At 32.7% G+C, this 15703-nt stretch carries 16 protein-coding genes; 9 read left to right on the top strand and 7 right to left on the bottom strand.

The window, feature by feature from the left end; translation table 11 throughout:
• Positions 1 to 12 precede the first annotated feature (12 nt).
• The 4 genes from AC4CVH_RS04400 (at position 13) to AC4CVH_RS04385 (ending at position 3627) form a co-directional block, all read left to right on the top strand.
• Complete coding sequence (locus AC4CVH_RS04400) at positions 13 to 336, top strand: cyclase family protein (RefSeq protein ID WP_490786522.1); 324 nt, start codon at positions 13 to 15, stop codon at positions 334 to 336.
• Between the two features lie 176 nt (positions 337 to 512).
• Complete coding sequence (locus AC4CVH_RS04395) at positions 513 to 1370, top strand: family 43 glycosylhydrolase (RefSeq protein ID WP_490786521.1); 858 nt, start codon at positions 513 to 515, stop codon at positions 1368 to 1370.
• 52 nt (positions 1371 to 1422) lie between these two features.
• On the top strand, positions 1423 to 2655 hold the full coding sequence (gene xynC, locus AC4CVH_RS04390; RefSeq protein ID WP_490786520.1) for a glucuronoarabinoxylan endo-1,4-beta-xylanase XynC: 1233 nt from the start codon (positions 1423 to 1425) through the stop codon (positions 2653 to 2655).
• Between the two features lie 15 nt (positions 2656 to 2670).
• Complete coding sequence (locus AC4CVH_RS04385) at positions 2671 to 3627, top strand: endo-1,4-beta-xylanase (protein ID WP_490786519.1); 957 nt, start codon at positions 2671 to 2673, stop codon at positions 3625 to 3627.
• A gap of 66 nt (positions 3628 to 3693) precedes the next feature.
• Here the strand turns inward: AC4CVH_RS04385 and AC4CVH_RS04380 are convergent, their stop codons facing one another.
• From AC4CVH_RS04380 to AC4CVH_RS04365, 4 genes are all read right to left on the bottom strand, one after another.
• The gene (locus tag AC4CVH_RS04380) at positions 3694 to 5139 is read right to left on the bottom strand and encodes a DEAD/DEAH box helicase (protein ID WP_490786518.1); all 1446 of its coding nucleotides are present in this window, start codon (positions 5137 to 5139) and stop codon (positions 3694 to 3696) included.
• A 495-nt stretch (positions 5140 to 5634) separates the two neighbouring features.
• Positions 5635 to 5844 (bottom strand): hypothetical protein, encoded by a 210-nt coding sequence (locus AC4CVH_RS04375; RefSeq protein WP_490786517.1) that lies wholly within the window; start codon positions 5842 to 5844, stop codon positions 5635 to 5637.
• A 54-nt stretch (positions 5845 to 5898) separates the two neighbouring features.
• Positions 5899 to 7875: a glycoside hydrolase family 127 protein gene (locus tag AC4CVH_RS04370; protein WP_490786516.1), complete on the bottom strand. Its 1977-nt coding sequence runs from the start codon at positions 7873 to 7875 to the stop codon at positions 5899 to 5901.
• A 27-nt stretch (positions 7876 to 7902) separates the two neighbouring features.
• On the bottom strand, positions 7903 to 9285 hold the full coding sequence (locus tag AC4CVH_RS04365; RefSeq protein ID WP_490786515.1) for an MFS transporter: 1383 nt from the start codon (positions 9283 to 9285) through the stop codon (positions 7903 to 7905).
• A gap of 130 nt (positions 9286 to 9415) precedes the next feature.
• Here AC4CVH_RS04365 and AC4CVH_RS04360 point away from each other — a divergent pair, with 130 nt between their 5' ends.
• On the top strand, positions 9416 to 10369 hold the full coding sequence (locus AC4CVH_RS04360) for an AraC family transcriptional regulator (RefSeq protein ID WP_490786514.1): 954 nt from the start codon (positions 9416 to 9418) through the stop codon (positions 10367 to 10369).
• A 229-nt stretch (positions 10370 to 10598) separates the two neighbouring features.
• Here AC4CVH_RS04360 and AC4CVH_RS04355 read toward each other — a convergent pair whose 3' ends face one another.
• On the bottom strand, positions 10599 to 11240 hold the full coding sequence (locus tag AC4CVH_RS04355) for a lactate utilization protein (protein WP_490786513.1): 642 nt from the start codon (positions 11238 to 11240) through the stop codon (positions 10599 to 10601).
• A 156-nt stretch (positions 11241 to 11396) separates the two neighbouring features.
• Here AC4CVH_RS04355 and AC4CVH_RS04350 point away from each other — a divergent pair, with 156 nt between their 5' ends.
• The 4 genes from AC4CVH_RS04350 to AC4CVH_RS04335 all read left to right on the top strand — a co-directional run bounded on the left by AC4CVH_RS04350 (position 11397) and on the right by AC4CVH_RS04335 (position 13731).
• Complete coding sequence (locus AC4CVH_RS04350; protein ID WP_490786512.1) at positions 11397 to 11645, top strand: RNA polymerase sigma factor; 249 nt, start codon at positions 11397 to 11399, stop codon at positions 11643 to 11645.
• Between the two features lie 116 nt (positions 11646 to 11761).
• Positions 11762 to 12262, top strand: coding sequence for a hypothetical protein (locus AC4CVH_RS04345; RefSeq protein WP_490786511.1), 501 nt, complete (start codon positions 11762 to 11764; stop codon positions 12260 to 12262).
• 20 nt (positions 12263 to 12282) lie between these two features.
• Entirely contained in the window at positions 12283 to 12630 is a 348-nt protein-coding gene (locus AC4CVH_RS04340) for a hypothetical protein (RefSeq protein ID WP_490786510.1), read from the top strand.
• Between the two features lie 69 nt (positions 12631 to 12699).
• Positions 12700 to 13731, top strand: a complete 1032-nt coding sequence (locus AC4CVH_RS04335; RefSeq protein ID WP_490786509.1) for a DUF1835 domain-containing protein — start codon at positions 12700 to 12702, stop codon at positions 13729 to 13731.
• A gap of 47 nt (positions 13732 to 13778) precedes the next feature.
• On the opposite strand, the gene AC4CVH_RS04330 is transcribed toward AC4CVH_RS04335, so the two are convergent.
• Together AC4CVH_RS04330 and AC4CVH_RS04325 are read right to left on the bottom strand one after the other, a co-directional pair.
• Positions 13779 to 14333, bottom strand: coding sequence for a MarR family winged helix-turn-helix transcriptional regulator (locus AC4CVH_RS04330; RefSeq protein ID WP_490786508.1), 555 nt, complete (start codon positions 14331 to 14333; stop codon positions 13779 to 13781).
• Positions 14333 to 15610, bottom strand: a complete 1278-nt coding sequence (locus AC4CVH_RS04325) for an acyl-CoA thioester hydrolase/BAAT C-terminal domain-containing protein (protein ID WP_490786507.1) — start codon at positions 15608 to 15610, stop codon at positions 14333 to 14335. Before AC4CVH_RS04325 ends, AC4CVH_RS04330 begins: the two co-directional genes overlap by 1 nt.
• Between the last annotated feature and the right edge of the window lie 93 nt (positions 15611 to 15703).

The following is a 15703-nucleotide window of genomic DNA, read 5'->3' as shown; positions in this document are numbered from 1 at the left end:
CAATTTGATATTATGGATAAAAAGTTTAATATGAATAATATAATTACGTCTGGAAAAATATTTGATGTGAGTGCTGCAGATAATGGGGAGGTGAAGTTAGGGGATATAAATTTAGTAAGCTTTATAGGTGCTGATATGGCAGGGGTTAAAAAACCTGAGGGGCATTTCAAAGCAGATACTTATTGTGCAAGTAACGGAGTTTTTATTATTGAAAATCTTGAAAATTTGGATTTGTTATTAGAAAAATCCAGTGGAAACGCTTTTAAGTTATATAGGTTTCCAATCAATATAAGTGGCTTTTCTGGACTTCCATCTAGAGTTATTGCTGAAGTGTAAAATTAAAGCGATATTATTCAGATAAACAACAGCGTAAACTAAAAAAATGTATTTTTATGACGAATATATTGCCAAACAATAGAAAATTTGTTAGTATTATAACAGTATTCTTAATGAAAATTTGTTGAACATTTACTATTTAACATAAATATGTATATATGAGCAGCGATGCCTATATGTACAAGAATGGAAGTATTGTTGATAATGATTATAGTAATATCAAGTCAATAACCTGCATATCATCTGATGACATGGTAAAATGGACTGATCATGGGGAAATTCCAGTTGCAGGACAAAATGGAGCAGCAAAGTGGGCGAGTAATTCCTGGGCACCGGCAGTTGCACATAAAGTCATAAATGGCAGGGATAAATTTTTCCTTTATTTTGCCAATGATGCAGGCAGTATCGGTGTACTTACAGCAGATACTTCAATCGGAAAACAACTAATCACTAACAATACTCATGGAGTGAATGGAGTTATATGGCTTTTTGATCCAGCAGTATTAGTTGATGAAAATGGGACAGGTTATGTGTATTTCAGCGGTGGAATACCAGGCGGTAATAACCGTACCCAAAGTCAAATTGCAAATCCAAAAACAAGCCGAGTTATAAAATTGAATAATGATATGGTTCACACAGACGGGAGTGCATCTGTAATTGATACATCTATGGGACTATTTAACTATAAAGGTATTTTCTTAAAAAATCCAGTAATATTTTTTGGAGTCAGTGGAAATAATCATTATGCAGTTTTTAAATTTAACAATCAGTGGTATGTTATATATCACGCTCAAACGTTAGTAAAGGCTTTTAGGTATTGTAAAAGGTTATCATCTCCTCGTAATATGACAGAAGCTGAGACGATTGGATGGAATGGTGGTACTCTCAACGTAAGTCCTACTGGAGGAAATAAGAATTGCAAACAAATACAATGCAATCTACAGAAAATCAGCGGTGTTCACAACGTTTTCTTGAAATTTACTGGCACAAACAATAAAAATTTATTTAATATTGATTATTGGCAATTTAACTAGAGTAAAAAGGAGCATATTAATAATGAAAATAAAAAAAATAGTATTATCTTTATTGGCACTTACAGTAACTTGTACAGTATTTACATCATTATCTGCAACAGCTAATGCAGCATCAAATGTAACAGTAAATTTATCTGATGAAAAACAAGTAATTCGTGGATTTGGGGGTATAAACCACCCGGCTTGGGCTGGAGATTTGACGGCGGCTCAAAGAGAAACAGCTTTTGGTAATGGTTATAATCAGTTGGGTTTTTCTATTTTAAGAATTTACGTGGATGACAATAAAAATAACTGGTACAAAGAACTACCAACTGCTAAAAAAGCAATTGAACATGGAGCAATAGTTTTTGCTTCTCCATGGAATCCGCCAAGTGATATGACTGAAACTTTTAATCGTAATGGGGATACTAAAGCAAAACGGCTTAGATATGATAAGTATGCGGCATATGCACAGCATCTTAATGATTTTGTTTCATACATGAGGAATAATGGTGTGAATCTATATGCGATTTCTATTCAAAATGAGCCTGATTATGGAAAAGATTGGACATGGTGGACTCCAGAAGAGATACACCGCTTTATGAAAGAAAATGCTGGATCAATTAACTGTAGAGTAATGTCACCTGAGTCATTTTCTTATCAGAAAAAGATGTATGATCCTATATTAAACGATCCGAAAGCTCTTGCTAACATGGACATCCTTGGTACTCATACTTATGGTACTCAGGTTAAAGATTTCCCTTATCCTCTTTTTAAACAAAAAGGAGCAGGAAAAGAGCTATGGATGACAGAAGTATACGTTCCTAATAGTGACAATAACTCAGCAGATCGTTGGCCTGAAGCATTGGATGTTGCGTATCATATGCACAATGCCATGGTAGAAGGAAATTTCCAGGCATATGTATGGTGGTACATTCGCAGACAATATGGTCCTATGAAAGAAGATGGCAACATAAGCAAGCGTGGATATATGATGGCTCATTTTTCTAAATTTATTCGTCCTGGATATGTAAGAGTTGATGCAACAGAGAATCCAACAAACAATGTTTATGTGTCTGCATATAAAGGCACTGGTAAAGTAGTTATTGTTGCAATAAACAAAGGAACGTCTCAGGTGAATCAAAGATTTAATATACAAAAGGGTTCAGCATCTAAAGTATCGTCATGGGTAACAACAGCATCAAAAAACATAGCTAAATCAGCTGATACAAATGTAGTAAATGGAAGCTTTACAGCATCACTTCCAGCACAAAGTGTAACTACATTTGTAGGGGATATCAAGTAATTAGGGGTGATTTTTATGTTAAAATCAAAGGTTATTAAAATGTGCGTTGGAGCGGTTGCATTAGGTTTGTTTTTTTCTATAGCGGCTCCTGTAAATGTAAATGCAGCAATGTCTCATAATAAGTTCATTGGAAATATAATTGGAAATGGTGTTCCTTCTAATTTTGACAAGTATTGGAATGAAGTGACACCGGAAAATGCAACCAAATGGGGTTCGGTTGAATCAAGTAGAAACAAGATGAACTGGGCTGCGGCAGATACTGATTATAATTATGCAAAAAGTAAAGGTATGAAATTTAAATTTCATACCTTAGTATGGGGATCCCAAGCACCAAATTGGATAACAAGTCTTTCACAAAGGGATCAAAAATCAGAGATATCAGAGTGGATTAAAGCTGCTGGGAAAAGATACTCAGGTTCAGATTTTGTAGATGTTGTGAATGAACCACTGCACACTAAAATAGCATTTAAAAATGCCATAGGTGGAGATGGATCGACTGGATGGGATTGGGTTGTTTGGTCCTTTCAGCAGGCAAGGAAAGCCTTTCCATATTCAAAGTTGTTGATTAATGAATATGGAATAATCGGAAATCCCGGTGAGGCAGATAAATATGTAAAAATTATAAATATACTTAAGAGTAAAGGGCTTATTGATGGAATAGGTATTCAATGCCACCAATTCAACATGGATACAGTTTCTCCAAATACTATTAGAACTGTATTAAACAAGTTATCTGCAACTGGATTGCCAATATATGTATCGGAACTTGACATAACTGGTGATGATGCCACACAACTTGCGAGATATAAAGAAAAGTTCCCGGTGTTATGGGAAAATCCTAATGTTAAAGGTGTAACCTTGTGGGGATACATTCAAGGACAAACTTGGATAAATAATACTCATTTGATCAATTCAAATGGTACTGAGCGTCCGGCACTTAAATGGCTAAAATCATATCTAGCGAATCATTAATATCATTATATAAAAGGCATTTTCTCTAAGAAAATGCCTTTTATAGTAATATCAAATTTCTGTAAATTATTTTTGCGCCTTTTCAGCCCGTACATTTTTACCTTTTATAGTTTTATTCTTAAGTGCTTCAAGGACTAAATTTCCTTTTCCAGAAAGAATTTCAACGTAGGAGAAATTGTCCTGTATGTCTATAATTCCAACGTCTTCGGAATTTACACCATCAATGCTGGATATGGCTCCTGCTATATCTCCAGGACGTATTTTTTTCTTTTTTCCTGCACTTAAATATATTTTTGTTATATTTTTGCTTAACTTCTCGTTTTTGTCTTCTTTTATTATAGGTGCAGATTTTGAAGCTTTCTTAAACAGCAGTTTACCTTTTTTTGCCTCTTCCTCGGAAATCTCTTCACCTTTTTCTATGATAATATTAAAATGTTCTTCTATTGATTTTAAAAATCTATAATCTCTTGGAGTTACAAAGGTTATGCAAGTTCCACTTCCGCCGGCTCTGCCCGTTCTTCCCATTCTATGTATATAGCTTTCTTTTTCCATGGGAATGTCATAGTTTATGATGTGTGTTATATTGTCTATGTCTATTCCCCGGGCAGCTATATCAGTGCATACTAAAAAATTAAATTCACCTTTTTTAAAGCTCTTTATGATATTTATTCTGTCAGCTTGCAGCATACCACCGTGAAGGGCTCTACAAGAGTATGCTCTATCTTGAAGCTTTAAAGTTAAATCCTCTACATTTTTCTTTGTGCTGCAAAATATCATGGCACTTTCAGGTCTTTCTGTGTACATTATTTTGTTAAGTAAATCAAATTTATTATGATAGTCTGTTTCATAGTACAGCTGTTTTATTCTGTTTGTTACAGGATTTTCAGATTTAATGTCTATAAAAACGGGATTTACCATGTATCTGTTACATAAATCAGTTATTTTTTCGGATATAGTAGCAGAGAAAAGAAGAGTTGATCTTTTCTTTGGAATTTTATTTATAATACTTTTAACTTGATCTATAAAACCCATATTAAGCATTTCATCAGCTTCATCTATAACTAAATATCTTATATTTTTAAGTTTTAAAGCATCTCTGTCTATAAGATCAATTATTCTTCCAGGAGTTCCTGCTACAACGTGAACTCTTTGTTTCAATCTGTTTATTTGAGTATGTATAGGTTCTTTCCCAAATACAGCAGTACAGCTTAATCTTTTAAATCTGCCTATGTTTATAAAATCATCTTTTATTTGAATTGCAAGTTCTCTTGTAGGACATATTACTAAGGCTTGAGGCTCTCTTTCTTCAAGCTCTATATTCTCACAAATAGGTATTGAAAAAGCCGCAGTTTTTCCAGTTCCAGTTTGGGATTTTGCTATAACATCATTATTTTTTAAAATAAGTGGAATAACTTTTGCCTGAACTTCTGAAGGTTCTTTGTATCCAAGTCTTTCTATCGAAGTTAATATGTCTTTACTTAATTTAAAATCTTTGAAATCTAATCTAGTCATTATTTTACCTCGTACATTTATTTTAATGAATTCATAATACTATTATACATATATAAGTGGATGTAAGCTTAGAATTTGAGAAATTTTTAAAATTAAAAATCTGCTGAACAAAGTATGTCATAATATATTTTCAAAGGCAGGAAATTAATGGAGTTAAATTTATATTTTAGTTAGAGTTGTGTCTATAGGAGCATTAAGCTGTTACTTATATAAATATGGTATGGTTTCACAAAATAGGGCAGAGAAAATGGTTTTTGAACAAGGGTATTCTATGAAAAAGCCTTCAGAGATACTAGCTTCATTGTCAATTAGGAAAAATGAAATTTATAGGGTTAAAATTGGGGGTACAGCAGTAAATACCGGGGAAATAATTGTAGATACTAAGTGACAACTCTCATAAAAACACAATCACTGTCATCACTGTGAAAAACAGCATAAAGTGATGACAGTGATTTTTAAGTTTACAGGAATTTGATACAAAGTAAAAATAAAAGACTATTGTTTCTTATAATAACTTTTTTTACACTTAGAGTTAATAGATAAACTTAAAAAAATTGAAATAACTAATACTCCGGCGAGAATTAAGGTATTAATGTTGTTGGCAATTTTATGACGACTGACTAAAAATGCCAAGTATCCAAGGGCAACCTGTAGTAACCAGGAGAGGATAGGCTGTCCTCCAAAAACTTTCAATAAAATTTTCAATGTTTTTCCCCCCACTATACTATATAGTTTTATATTATTAACAGATATATCCGATTAATATTTCAAATTAAGCCAAACAGCCATTTGTCCATCATCCCGATTTCCCCAGGCATAGTATGGAATTAGATTTAATTTGGATTCATGCCAATAGTATGGTTTTTTTGCTATTGTCGCGTACAATGGCTCTTCTTCACTATCTTCACTTAAAACCTGAGAATCAATTTGAATAGTTCCAATTCCATTTAACAGATAATCATCATAGTTATAGTGTGATTGTGATTGTTCTGTTAAGTGATATAGCCATAATGGAGCTGAATTATCCATCTCTTCGGCACAATATACTATCGGGCCACGTTGTACTGTGACTTTGCCGAGATCGTCTTTGACCCTGTTATTCGCGCGTACAAATTTGATGCTCATGTCGAGACTTAAGTCAATTTGTACTTGCGGTGATTCTACACAAATGTACACAAAACCGCTTTGCATTTGTAAATTTACAGTTTTATTGTTAACTTTAATTTTGTAGTTGTTATGTGACCAGTAGGGAATGCGAATACCGAATTTAAATCTATTTTTACCAGGATTTTTAATGCTATATTTAATATTTCCATCCCAAGGAAAGTTATTATTCTGTATAATGGAAACATTATTATCAAAATTGGCTTCATTAGAAATAAACTGATGAGAAATAATCGTATGATTGTGAATAGTGTAAATATATTGATCAATAGAAGCTATTAAACGGGCAATATTACTTGGACAACAAGCGCAGCCAAACCAGTCAGCTCGTTGTGTTAAAATGTGAGATTTTCCTGGATTATTTCTACTAGCAAGTGGATCTGCTTCTAATGGATTGACGTAAAAAAAATGTCTGCCATCCAGTGATATACCGCTCAAAGTTCCATTAAAAAGCTCCTTTTCTAAAATATCTCCATATTCACCTTTACAGTCAATTTCAAGCATTTGTTTGGCAAAGAAAGACATACCAACAGATGCGCAGGTTTCACCGTACATAGTATCATTCGGCAGGTCATAATCATATGTGAATGCTTCTCCAGTAGTAGTAGAACCGATATTTCCTGTAATATACATACGTTTCTTAATAATATTATTCCAAAATCGTCTGCAAGCACTTAACAGATCCTCATCACCTTTTAATCGGGCAACATATGCAATGCCGGTACATAAATATGCAACACGAACAGCATGACCTTCAGCTGTTTTCTGATCTAGAATTGGTTCCTCAGACTGATAATAACTAAGTGGAAAATTTCTCATACCATTAATCAAATCACGATCAAATCCATCTTTTTCAATTTGACGATCAAAAAATTCAGGTTCCTGGCCGCGTTGTTTTAAAAAATAATATGCTAAATTTAGGTACTTTTCATCATGTGTTAATTCATATAAACGTGATAAGGCTAATTCAATTTCAGGGTGTCCATCGTATCCATGGATTTTGTATTTTTCCGGGCCAAAATTATTATCAATGCAATCTGCCATTTTACGAGCAATATTTAAAGCTTTTTCATTGCCGGAAACTTGATAATAAACTACTGCTGCTTCAATATAATGTCCCATTGTGTATAACTCATGTGATTGCTTTAATCGCTTAAATTTTCGTTCAGGAGCATCAATCTGAAAATATGTGGACAAGTATCCGTCGTCCTCCTGTGCTTCACCAATTAAATCGATTAAGTCATCAGCTATTTGCTTTAGGTTTTGGTTTGGATGATAACGAAGAGAGTAAGCAGCAGCTTCAAGCCATTTATATACATCGGTATCCTGGAAAGGAAATCCTATATGGTGACCTTTTATTTTACCGGCAGCAATTTTTAAATTGGCAATGGCATGACTGTTTTTATCTGTTCTATTTTTTTGAGGATCTTCAGTTATATGAATATTTGCTTCATCATTCATTACTGACCATTGGTAGGGTAAGACTTCTCTTACAATCAGTTCTCGATAACGATTCCAGAATTCAGATGTGATTTTAACGTTGTTCAATTCCAAATTATTGTAAGCTTTCATTTTTAACACTCCTTTTGAGTAACTCGTTTATTGAATTTTTAGATTATTATGTCTTTCAAGCAGCTCTGCCTTGACAATAGGTTCGTGTTCCTCATATTTTTTATATATCAGCATAGGAATTATATTAATAATGAAAATAATAATTGGCAGCCACATAAACGAGAATTTAATTGCCCATAAGGAACTAACTGTTTGAGCATGATCTGGAACATAATTAAACATTTTCATGATGACTGATGGAATAAACGATCCAAATCCGGAACCCATCTTAATGCAAAAAGAACTTCCGATTGCGGTTAAAAACCCACTGGCTCGAAGACCATTTTTCCACTCACCATAGTCAACTGTATCACCTACCATTGCAAAAAACATTGTACATGCTATACCGCTACCGATACAAGCTAGACACCATCCGACTAGCATTGCATTAATATTTTGTCCAACTAATGCCATCAGCAACTGGCCAATACAAGCCACGCTTAGTCCAAGTACCGTAGTTCCCCATTTTTTAAATATTTTAACAATCAAGGGTACAGAAGCCATACCAGCAACTTGGATAATCGTAAATCCATTAAAAATTGAAATCAGAGATTGATTATTCATATTGTATTGAAAATAGTAGGCTAGTGTAGAATTTCGACACATAAAACCTGTCCAATAAATCACATTAGCGATTACTATCAGTACCCAGGGCCAATTGCCTTTAGCAGCTTTAAAGCTTTTGTTAAGCGGGATTACTTTTTCGTGTTCGATATTTTTTTCACGCATGTCGGCAAAGGCAATTAATAATAGAATTACTGCAACAACTGCATATATTAGAACAGCTAAAGACCAACCTTTCTGTTTATTACCCTGTCCTAAATAGTTTGCTAAAGGTAAAATAAAAGTAATTGCAAAAAAGTTACCAATGTTTCCACCTACCATTCTGAAAGAGTTTGCCACAGTTCTATCTTCTGAATTCGATGTCAAATTTGGCAGGACTGAAGTTATAGGAGTAGACATTCCTGTATAAGAAATACCTGCTAAGATGTACATGACTCCAGCATAAATTACTTTGGCAGTTCCCGAAAGATTAGGTGTAGTGAACAAAAGCCATACAAAGATAGCAAATGGGAAGGCCATCCATAGAAACCAGGGCCTGCTTTGACCATATTTGCTGTGAGTGTGGTCAATTATAATTCCCCAAATAGGGGCATCTAAAGCATCAAAAAACCTGGCGATGAGTAATAATGTACCTGCAATTCCAACTGACAGTCCAAACACTTCAGTAAAAAAATAAAGTAAATAACTACTAATAATGCAATATAGAAGGTTACCGGACATATCCGTAAAAGAGTAAGTGATTTTGCGGTGAAGTGGCAATTTATCATCCTTAGATTGAATGACCTCATTGTTTTTAATCGTGTTCATTTTTAAAATCCTCCTTTGGAAAAATTTATTACAATTTAGATTGTAAGCATTTACATGATTATTATCAATGACTATAATAGTAACTATGGTGGACATTTACGACTTTACAAAAAGAAAGGGTGGAATATTTATGATTTATTATTCGTTTCTTTTGTCAGATCCTGTTTTATATTACAAGGGTGGAGAATTTTCAGCAGATACACCATGGCAGCATAATCCGATGTATCATAGTGGAGATTATGAAATTATAGTCTGCATGAAAGGAACATTTTACATTCAAGTCAAGTCTACTAGATACATCATTAGACAGCATGATATTCTTCTAGTTCCTCCATTTTCTAAGATGTTTGGTTATCGTATTTCCACATCACCTGTCAACTTTTACTGGCTGCATTTTTTTACAAAGAAAAAGCCTGCTTTAATTGAAGAAAAAAGGAGGATTAGTGAAGGTGGAGATGTATCAGAGTTTTTAAATAACTTATGGAATTCAAACTTAGCTAAATCGGTAATTTTACCTTCACAATTTCACCTTGAAAATATAGGAAAGCTTATTATTCTAATCCACCAAATACTGGACGTTTCTGGTAGAAACCACTATGGCCAGCAAGAAAGCGATTACTTAATGACTGCATTTTTAATTGAATTGAGCAATCATTTTGTTGTTCAATATTCAAAACCAAAAGAACGCATGAATAAAATTGATAAGTTAAAGGAATGGATTCGTGCAAATATGTCCTCTGATTTAACTGTTAAACAGATAGCTGATGCAGCACAATTTAATCCTGATTATTTAACTAGGTTGTTTAAACGTTATACAGGAGTGACGATGTTACAATATATAATTCGCTTGAAGATAGAAGTTGCCCAATTACTTTTGCTGCGTACTAATTTAACAGTCAAACAAATCTCGGCTTATGCCTATTTTACTGATGAAAAGCTATTTATGCGGCGTTTTAAGTCACAAACTGGAGTTACTCCAACTGAATATAGAAACGCATATACCCATACACATCTAAATAATCCCCATATTGATCCTAGAATACCTGTACCTAAACAAATAGAAAATAAAATTGATAATGTATAGATATTCATATTATAATTTAAAATTAGGTGAAAAGGTTGAAATGATGGGAGTTATATGATGATGGCTCTGATTATATGCCTGATAGAATATTTTCAAAAGAAGAATACATAGATTGGACAAAAGAATATTAGGAATTAGGAGATAGGTTAACTATTTATGAAGTTAAAAAGGTGTTTGACCACGAGGCAATTACGTGTGATATGGTAAAAAAACTAAATCTAGTAACTTTTTAGTATCCCAAATTTTCACCAACTATGATAACCTTTATTCGATCCTTAATAAATTGTCTCGCAATTATTGTGAAATAGTTGCATATTCTGTTTGGACTTTTGCAGTCTACACAGTATCCAAGTTTGGTGCAGGGAGTGTTTTTGTTTAGCCTTTTTGCATCAATTGGAGCTGCATAATTTCGCACTCTATTTTTAGCTTCATCTATGTCTTTAACAATTTTATTTATACTGGCAACTAAGAGCACCTGTTTGGGACCGTAAATCATAGGGGCCACTCTGCTTCCGTTTCCATCAATATTATAAAGTTCACCATTTTCTGTTAAGGCATTTGTGCTGCATATAAAAGTATCAGCAGAAAAATTTTGAATGTAAATCTGTTTCTTTTCTTTACTTGTAATGTCATTTCTATATTTATCTAAAAACATGTACTTTCCATTTCTAAGAAAATCTATAACTCCAGTTTCAAACAGGGTCATTGAGTCGCCTATACCAACAACTGAGTTTTCACTTATTAAATTTCTTAAGGTTTTTAATAACTGTTCTCGGTTTTCGACATAATATCCAGTCATATTATTATTTTTTAGACCTTCTAGAGTTCTGGCAATTTTTTTTGAAACGTACCATTCAATATTTTTATCCAATGTAAATCTCCTTTTTCAAAACAATATTCAAAATTACGATAGTTTATTTTTATGATTTTATAGATATTATAACATAGATTTTTATAATTATATTAATCATTTCAGCAAGAAGAAACGTTAATATATATACTTATGCAAAGGGGACACAGGTTAAATATGGATGATGATAAATTAATTGATGAAATTAGAAAAGGAGATGAAAATAGTGCTGATGAATTGATAAAAAAATATTATACATCCATATTGCGATACTGCAGATGGCACTGTAGGAATAATGAGAAAGCAGAGGACTTGACACAGGAAACTTTTCTAAGGCTGTTTAAAAATTTATATAAATATAATAAAAAAATAAATTTAAAGCTTATCTTTATACGATTGCAAATAATATTTGTATTAAGGAAATAGGATTGTATTGAGGATTATATCAGAGGATAAGCCTTCTAAACAAGCTATACATTGTGATGCAACTTTGGAAGATTTATATTTATGCTATTTTCCCATAGAGGGGATCAGGGGATAATATGGAATTATTTTTTATGGAACATAAAAAGTTGTGGAAGAAAGCGAGTGTTAGAATAAGTGTATTTTTATGTATAATTTATGTAGTTTTGTTTGGAAGTATTCTTTCATACCAATGGTTTTCTTTTGGAACACAGTTTGACTACAGCAGTACTTTTAATAGTAAACTTGATGGATATGAGAATATAAGGTATAGGCAGAATTATGCTGCAAAGTGGGGTGGAACATTAACAGATGAAACGCTTCAGAAAATTACTAAAGATTATCAAAAGAAATACTTAAACAATGATGTAGCTGAATTAAATAGAACAGATTGGAAAATTGTAAACAGCTTTCTTGAAACATTATGGCCTGAACTTAAGAGCCCTGATTCAGATAGATTAATGATAAGTTATGTGAAACCTGAGAAACTAACGGGATTTTATGAGCGAAGAAATCAAAAACTTAAAGAATTTCTTGATATGAATGGACAGAAGGCTGGTCACAACTGCTTACTGATATGATTAGCGGTATTGGAGAGATTATGATGTTAGTTATTGCTATTTCAATAGGAACTATTTTTTCATCCGAATGGCATGATAACACAGGAGCTCTTGTGATGTCTGCAAGAAATGGATGGAATATTCAAATTCAATGTATAAAATTAATTGCTACAGCTCCGATGAATGTTTTTCAGGCAGAAATTTATGAATACTCTTTTGTACTGTTTAATGCCATGGGCTTTGCTGGACTTGTAATGCTTATATCTGCTTTGCTAAAGAATAATTTTGGAGCATTAATAGGAGGCTTGTCAATTATTTATGTGCCGGTTATAGCGTCTAGGTATCTGCCATTTACAATTAAAGCATGGGCAAAAAGGTTGAGGGTGTGAATAAAGCCATATTCACTTTATTGTTTTATTGGTATAATTATTAGTAATTTATTTAAGGTGGGATTTTTTATGAGTAAAATAATCAACATAGTTTTTTCAGAAAGTTCAAGCGCAACTTTTAAATATGCTTTTAAAAAAAATATTATTAAGGCAGATAAGATTATAGCATTTTATGATAATCTTTCAAGTGGACCAATAAATAATTTGAAGGATATAAACAGCAGGGATAGCTTTTTAAAAGAACTCAATTGTGATGAGGATGTTTATCTTGAAGAAGATGAATTGAAAGACAACTATAAAAAGTTTTATAATGACATTTCAGATATACAAGGTGGCGATACTTTGTATCTATGGTATGGACATTGTGACAGAGAAATATGCGGGATGCTTTATACAATTTATCTTTTAAAGGATAAAAACGTAAATGTTTATAGTATTAATGTGTCTGACAAAATTATAGAAAGCAGTGAAGGCAAAAATTTCACATATATTGCAGGTTCAGTAGGAGAAATTTTTCCTGAAAAAATAGCTGAGTATTTATTGCTCGCAAGAAAAATAGAAAAAGACAAATATGATAAGTTGTTAAATAGATGGGAAAAATTAACTCAAGAAAATTTACTGCTTAGAAGTTATATAAATGGAAATATGGAAAGCGTGTGTGAAGATTACTTTGATATAAATATATTAAAATATACTAGTAATGAATATAAAAAATCAGCAAGAACTGTGGGAGATGTTCTTGGAAATACTCAGCCAAGAATTACGGATGATTTTATATTTTGGAGAATTAAAAAACTTGTTGAGTCAGGAAAAATAAGTTTTAAAGGCAAATTTGGAGTTATGAGAGAGACGGAAATATGTATAACAAATAAAGGCCTGGAATATTTAAGAAGCGACGCAAAAGCCATGAATTTATGGAATGACAGAAGGAAAGCAAATGAAGAAAAAACAGCATTTATAAAGAGTATTAAAGAAGAAGGAAGATTAGAGGAGAGAATTGAAATAGCAAAAAGACTGTTAGATGTACTAGATAAAGAAACCATAGCAGATAAGACAGGATTAACGGTCGGACAGGTTATGAATTTAAATGTAAAGTCTTAAGAGTAATGAGTATAGATTTGTATAAAACTAAATCCATACTCATTCTTCTATTTTTTATTTCTTCTGTTACAAAATCTTTCCAATGCAATTTTTAATTCTGATTCCATATCAGGTATGGAAACTTCGACATTTTCTTGAAATCCATCCATTTTAGAGCCATCAAAGGAATATAATTTAGCAAGCAGTTTCCATAGAATCTCTATCTCTTTTTCAGTGAAATTCTTAAAAATATCAGCCATGAAATCAATGCTGCTGGTCTTTCCAGCGTTTATCATTACATCCATACCAGCAGGAGTTACATGTATGTTAACAGATCTTCTGTCTTTTTTACTTGGCCTGGCGGATATAAACCCCTTTTTCTGGAGACTGCCAATAAGCTGGGTAACATTTTGTTTGGTTGTGCCTAGTTTTTTTGCAATATTTATAGGTGTTGCATTGTCTTCTGGCAAATGTAATACTGCGAGCATGGTCATGTACTGCCTTGATGTCAGGGAATTAAAATATTCATTTCCTGCAACTTGAATTTTATTTGAAGTCATAACAAGACTCGAAAAGGCTTGTGTCATAATATACATTAAATGCAATTGTCTATCGTATTCCATTAACAATTATCCTCCATAAACGTTATTGTTTTTTTGAATGATTTGTATTGGCCTTCTGCATTTCCACATATGCTTCCTCCGGCAGAGAATATCCCACCGTTCATAGGTAAGGACAGAGTCTCACTTATGGGAATAACATATGGAACTGGCATCGGATGTCCCATTTTATTGTAGCATAATAACTCTGCATGGTACTTGTAATTATTATTTTTTAAAGCCTTCATTATTTCAAGGCATCCATCATAGCTATTCCATATATTATCTTCTTTGCCGGCAATGAGCAGAATATCAGCTTTGGAATTTTCAATTTTTATTCTGGCCTCTTCTCTGTTGTCGGCTCTATTTATGCTTTCTCTATAAGTGCCTAAAAATCCAAATGGAATCCCTTTTTCTGTATCCTTCTTTTGTTCTTCAAAAAATATATTATTATCAACTTCTATATATGGAATGGATTTTCCATTGTAGGACCAGGATGAGACGTTTTTTCCACTCATCATTCCATTAAGTGCCTGAAAACAGTAAGAATGAGGTTCTACTGCGACTACCTTTTTTACTTGATGGTATCTTGAGGCAAGTAAAAGTGCCAATTCGCCGCCTTTTGATACCCCGTACAAGAATATTTCTTTTGTGTTTGTAATCTCATCTTCCTCAATCCATTTGAATATTTTTTCAAAATATTCGAGAGGTACTTTTTCTAAATTTGATGGAAGGTTTTTTGAGGAAAAGTAAGGTGCAACAAGAACATTGAAGCCTCTTGAAGCAATGGGCGCTGCTATAAGTTCCATTGCATTTACATCTCCGCTTGAACCACCGAGCATTAAAATTGTTTTGCTGCATTTTTCTTTATAAAATAGAGTCCCTTCGAATTCTGCAGAGATATGTTTTGTAATAACGTCTTTTGTTTTAAACAATCTTTTTAGCTTTACTGTATTTGTTTCAGTTGAAGATTCAAACACCATATTCATAATTATGGGTTCATTGCAAGATATGTTTTCTGCAATATTTTTACCGCTGGTTTTGGATTTTCTAAGTGAATAGATTAGCCCCATACTATCATTATTTTCGTAAGTTCCTTCTTTTGGTTTAACTTCATCCAAGTCAATTTTTCCATTTTTATCAGCTGTAAATATAGCATAAGATGAAAATTCTTCTCCATGACACCATGGGAGTTCCATTTTTAAACTGACTTTTAAGTTACTTTCCGGTGCCAGGTCTGATACCGTGATTTTTACTTTTTCATCTACAAATGTTTCTATATTGGATATGTTTATTTTCATAATTAGATTCTCCTTTAAAAAGATTTGACAATATATTGACTAGTTTAACAGCATGTTTTAATATAGTCAATATATTTATTATTTCTTTATCTT

The organism is Clostridium pabulibutyricum, assembly GCF_058242705.1.
The sequence above is the reverse complement of the archived record's forward strand: the minus strand, read 5'-3'. Positions and strand labels throughout refer to the sequence as shown.